The following is a 5,617-nucleotide window of genomic DNA, read 5'->3' as shown; positions in this document are numbered from 1 at the left end:
GCGGCGTGGTCGCGAACGTCGTGGTCCCCGCACCCGACTACGTCCGGTTCGCGACCCACTACCGGTTCCGGCCCGACTTCTGCCACGGCGCCGACCCGGAGTCCAAGGGCATCGTGGAGAACCTGGTCGGCTACGCCAAGGACGACCTGCTCGTCCCACTTGAGCTCGACGAGGACCCGTGGGCTGAGGGGATCGCGGGACTCAACGCCCGCGCGCAAGCGTGGTGCGGCGAGGTCAACGGTCGCCGGCACAGCGAGATCCACGCCATCCCGGCCGAGCGGCTGGAGTCCGAGCGGGAACTGCTCGGTGAGTTGCCGTCGCTGCGACTCGAGGTCGGTCCGAAGCCGATCACCCGCAAGGTCGACAAGCTGTCCTGCATCCGGTTCGCCTCGGCGCGCTACTCGGTCCCGAACCGGCTGATCGGCACCACCGTGACGGTGCTGGTCGACGAGCGCGACCGGGTGCTGCGGGTCGTCGAGCCGGTGACCGGCGAGGTCCATGCCGAACACCAGTTGGTGGCGCCGGGAGAGACATCGATCGTCGATGCCCACTACGACCGGCCACGTCCTGACACCCCACGCCGTGGTGCACGTCCACGCACCGCTGCCGAGCGGGAGTTCCTCGCGTTGGGCCCGGTCGCCGAGCAGTTCCTCACCGGTGCCGCCGCCGCGGGCGTGACCAAGCTGGGCACTGAGATCGGCGAGGTCCTCACCCTGGCCGCGGCGCACGGCACCGAACCGCTGCTGGTGGCGCTTGAGCGGGCGGTGGCGTTCGGGCGATGGCGGGCCGACGATGTCCGCTCGATCCTGGCCACCAACGGGCACGCACCCCGCCCCACGCCGGCCGGGCAGGCGCTGGTGATGACCCTGCCCATGGTCCCGACCAGGTCGCTGGACGCCTATCGCATCGAGGGCCGCATTGGTGCTGACGCCGAGGGTGGTGAGCGAGCATGACCGCGACGCCCCCACCGCCGCTGCCACCGGATCTGAACGAGGGGCTGAAGCGGTTGAAGATGGCCGCGATGCGCCGGCTGGCGCCCGAGCTGCTGGTGACCGCGAAGACCCAGCGGTGGAAGCCCGAGGAGTTCCTGCGCACCCTGGTCGAGGCAGAGATCGCCTCACGTGAAGCCTCGAACGCCCGCACGAGGATGCGGCAAGCCGCGTTCCCCGTCACCAAGACGCTCGAGGAGTTCGACGTCGCGGCCTCCTCGATCCCGCCCGCGACCTTCGACTACCTCTCCTCCTTGGAGTGGATCCGCGCGGCCGAGAACGTCTGCCTGATCGGACCCGCCGGCACCGGGAAGTCCCACACCCTCATCGCGTTGGGGATCGCCGCAGTCGAAGCCGGGCACCGGGTCCGGTACTTCACCGCAGCCGAGCTCGTCGAGACCCTCTACCGGGGCCTGGCCGACAACAGCGTCGGGAAGCTCATCGAGACCCTGCTGCGCAACGACCTCGTGCTCGTCGACGAACTCGGGTTCGCGCCCCTGGACGACACCGGCGCACAAATGCTGTTCCGGTTCGTCGCGGCCGCCTACGAGAGACGCGCGCTCGGGATCGCATCGCACTGGCCCTTCGAGTCCTGGGGACGGTTCCTGCCCGAGCACACCACCGCGGTCAGCATGCTCGACCGGCTCCTGCACCACTGCCACACCGTCGTCACCGACGGCGACTCCTACCGCATGCGACAAGCCCGAGCGAAGGGAGGAACACGACTCAAGACCAGCTGAACTCACCGCGAAGGGTGGGGACTTTCAGTTGGCCACCAGCGGGGACCGCAACCTGGCCGTTGACACCTGGCTCGGGCTCATCCCCGCCTACTCGTCTGTGGGCTCATCCCCGCCTACGCGGGGAGCACCAGCCCGAGGCTGCCGCTGCCGCCGTCGTGGAGGGCTCATCCCCGCCTACGCGGGGAGCACTCGCAGGCGGGTATCCAGACGCGATTGTAGAAGGGCTCATCCCCGCCTACGCGGGGAGCACCGACAATCCCGACGCCGGCGAGCCGATCGCCGGGGCTCATCCCCGCCTACGCGGGGAGCACCCGGCCGAGAGTGACGCGACCACGGCGCGGCTGGGCTCATCCCCGCCTACGCGGGGAGCACCCGGCCGAGAGTGACGCGACCACGGCGCGGCTGGGCTCATCCCCGCCTACGCGGGGAGCACCCCGCCAGGGCGCCCGCGTCCGCGCCGCGGGAGGGCTCATCCCCGCCTACGCGGGGAGCACTGGCGTTCAAGACCGAGGGCACCACCTCGACCGGGCTCATCCCCGCCTACGCGGGGAGCACCTCAAGAACACCCTTGGCGCCACCAGCGAGCAGGGCTCATCCCCGCCTACGCGGGGAGCACTAGGCCGGTCGGTCCATCATCGGCGTGTAGTCGGGCTCATCCCCGCCTACGCGGGGAGCACTGGCGCAACTCCTCGGTCGAGTACGTCAGCGAGGGCTCATCCCCGCCTACGCGGGGAGCACGATCTAGGGAGCAGACCATGACCGACGACCTCGGGCTCATCCCCGCCTACGCGGGGAGCACGCCAGCGTCGCATCCACGCCCGCGATCAACGCGGGCTCATCCCCGCCTACGCGGGGAGCACACCACCTCCAGGACGGCCTGCACGGACTCGTTGGGCTCATCCCCGCCTACGCGGGGAGCACCCGCCCTTGTTGCAGGACTGGAATCCGCGCATGGGCTCATCCCCGCCTACGCGGGGAGCACTTGCTGGCCGAGATCGACGCGGCCGCCGAGCGGGGCTCATCCCCGCCTACGCGGGGAGCACGCGAGCAGCTGGCAGGTCGGGCACTCGTGACGGGGCTCATCCCCGCCTACGCGGGGAGCACCAGACCCCTGGCAGCCAGACCAGCGATGCGTTGGGCTCATCCCCGCCTACGCGGGGAGCACCAGGTCGATGGTGTCGGCCAGCATGGACTCCAGGGCTCATCCCCGCCTACGCGGGGAGCACACCGTAAACCCTGAAGGCGGTGGCCCGTGGCTGGGCTCATCCCCGCCTACGCGGGGAGCACGCGGAGTAGGTCTCGACCGCGACCCGCGCCCAGGGCTCATCCCCGCCTACGCGGGGAGCACGCACCGCGAAGCCCGTCACCCTCCGCCACTCGGGGCTCATCCCCGCCTACGCGGGGAGCACCGTCACGAGAGATGGGACCTCCCGCCAGGGGGGGCTCATCCCCGCCTACGCGGGGAGCACGTGGAGCCGTACACCGCGTCGATGACCTCCTTGGGCTCATCCCCGCCTACGCGGGGAGCACTCCTGCGCGAGAACCTTGCCGGCCCCGGCGGGGGGCTCATCCCCGCCTACGCGGGGAGCACCGGTCCCGGCGGCGCCGGTTGGCGGTGCTGCTGGGCTCATCCCCGCCTACGCGGGGAGCACGTGCGGACGAGGCTGCGCACTTGGTGGAGGCTGGGCTCATCCCCGCCTACGCGGGGAGCACGGCATCGACATCCCCGCCCGCGAGCGCGTGCAGGGCTCATCCCCGCCTACGCGGGGAGCACTGAACGCGTTCCATGATTGCTGGCATGAATCCGGGCTCATCCCCGCCTACGCGGGGAGCACTACTCACTGGAGTCGGGTTCAGTGCGGCTCTCGGGCTCATCCCCGCCTACGCGGGGAGCACGGCGACCTGCTGGAAGGGTGAGCGAAGATGATGGGCTCATCCCCGCCTACGCGGGGAGCACACCTGCCCGAGCACGATGTCGGCCGCGGCGCGGGGCTCATCCCCGCCTACGCGGGGAGCACCCTGCGGTCCAGTCGCTCTCGTCAATCAGGCTGGGCTCATCCCCGCCTACGCGGGGAGCACCAACGGCGGCGGGGCCGGAGGCGGCTCCGCCAGGGCTCATCCCCGCCTACGCGGGGAGCACAACAGGATCGTGTCGAGGATCGAGCCGACGACGGGCTCATCCCCGCCTACGCGGGGAGCACGGCTCCGGTGGGCTTGACGACGTCGATCGCGCGGGCTCATCCCCGCCTACGCGGGGAGCACTACGACGACGCGGCCGCCGATGGCCGTCAGACGGGCTCATCCCCGCCTACGCGGGGAGCACTTCGACCGATAGGTCCGTCCTCTGGGCCAGCAGGGCTCATCCCCGCCTACGCGGGGAGCACTCGAGTCCCTCCGCGAGGTCGGTGGCGACCAAGGGCTCATCCCCGCCTACGCGGGGAGCACTCGAGCGGGAGATGCCCCGGTTCTCACGGGCGGGGCTCATCCCCGCCTACGCGGGGAGCACGAAGTCGCGCAGCGCCTTCGCCTGCTCTTGGAGGGCTCATCCCCGCCTACGCGGGGAGCACCAACGGCGGCGGGGCCGGAGGCGGCTCCGCCAGGGCTCATCCCCGCCTACGCGGGGAGCACGCTGACTGGATGCGCGTCAGCATCCGCCGGAAGGGCTCATCCCCGCCTACGCGGGGAGCACTTGGGCTCCTTGGGCGTCTTGCGCCCCTGCATGGGCTCATCCCCGCCTACGCGGGGAGCACGTGGTCATCAAGGAGGGCCCGCCGTTCCGGGAGGGCTCATCCCCGCCTACGCGGGGAGCACGGCGAGCGCGCGCATCCCCATCGTGGGCTTGAGGGCTCATCCCCGCCTACGCGGGGAGCACCCCACCGCGCCACGACGGATGAGTCGACGACGGGGCTCATCCCCGCCTACGCGGGGAGCACACTGGCTTTTCGTGGACCGAGGTCGGTGTCGGGGGCTCATCCCCGCCTACGCGGGGAGCACCAACCAGAAAGGACCACCGACATGGTCATCATGGGCTCATCCCCGCCTACGCGGGGAGCACTCGGCCACGAGGGCCGCGACGAGCTCGGGCTTGGGCTCATCCCCGCCTACGCGGGGAGCACCGAAAGAGTTTTGGGTCCGCGATGTACCCCGTGGGCTCATCCCCGCCTACGCGGGGAGCACTCGCCGGTCACAGGTCGCTGGCTCGGCCGACTGGGCTCATCCCCGCCTACGCGGGGAGCACGCACGTACATCCGCCCCATCTCAGGCACCCGGGGGCTCATCCCCGCCTACGCGGGGAGCACCACGCCTGCATCGGCAGCCGGATCGGGCAGCGGGGCTCATCCCCGCCTACGCGGGGAGCACTCGACGGTCAGGGTGCGGTTCTCGCCGACGATGGGCTCATCCCCGCCTACGCGGGGAGCACCGGGTCACCGAGGAGCGGCTGGCCACCGAACTGGGCTCATCCCCGCCTACGCGGGGAGCACCGTGCGACTGCGGCTTCGGCCGGCTGCATCGCGGGCTCATCCCCGCCTACGCGGGGAGCACCACTACCGTCGTTACCAGCGGCACGGCAGCCCGGGCTCATCCCCGCCTACGCGGGGAGCACGGCACCATCGATCCGCCCAGCGTCGAAGACCGGGGCTCATCCCCGCCTACGCGGGGAGCACGCGCGTGTGTGAATCCCTGGCACCTCGACCCGGGGCTCATCCCCGCCTACGCGGGGAGCACGTGGTCGTCGAGAACGGCAAGACCTATCTCCGGGGCTCATCCCCGCCTACGCGGGGAGCACGCCCTCACTCAAGGAGATCCCCATGCCGAAAAGGGGCTCTTGTGACGCATCCGTGGGTGGTTGAGCGCGCCTTGGAGTGAGAACACGCCGTTCCTGTCTAG

General features: G+C 71.1%; 2 protein-coding genes and 1 CRISPR repeat array. Both genes read left to right on the top strand.

Features of this window, described 5'->3' with window-relative positions; genetic code table 11:
* Window positions 1-953 (top strand): Mu transposase domain-containing protein (locus ACYVKX_RS04815; protein WP_460829491.1); only part of this gene is annotated, 953 nt, incomplete at its 5' end.
* On the top strand, window positions 950-1,729 hold the full coding sequence (gene istB / locus ACYVKX_RS04810; RefSeq protein WP_460829489.1) for an IS21-like element helper ATPase IstB: 780 nt from the start codon (window positions 950-952) through the stop codon (window positions 1,727-1,729). The genes ACYVKX_RS04815 and istB, both read left to right, overlap by 4 nt.
* 99 nt (window positions 1,730-1,828) lie before the next feature.
* Window positions 1,829-5,516: a CRISPR direct-repeat array (repeat unit 29 nt; unit sequence GGGCTCATCCCCGCCTACGCGGGGAGCAC).
* Window positions 5,517-5,617 lie beyond the last annotated feature (101 nt).

The organism is Nocardioides hungaricus, assembly GCF_054782915.1.
Note: the sequence above shows the minus strand (reverse complement) of the source record. Positions and strands in the feature narration are given on the sequence as shown.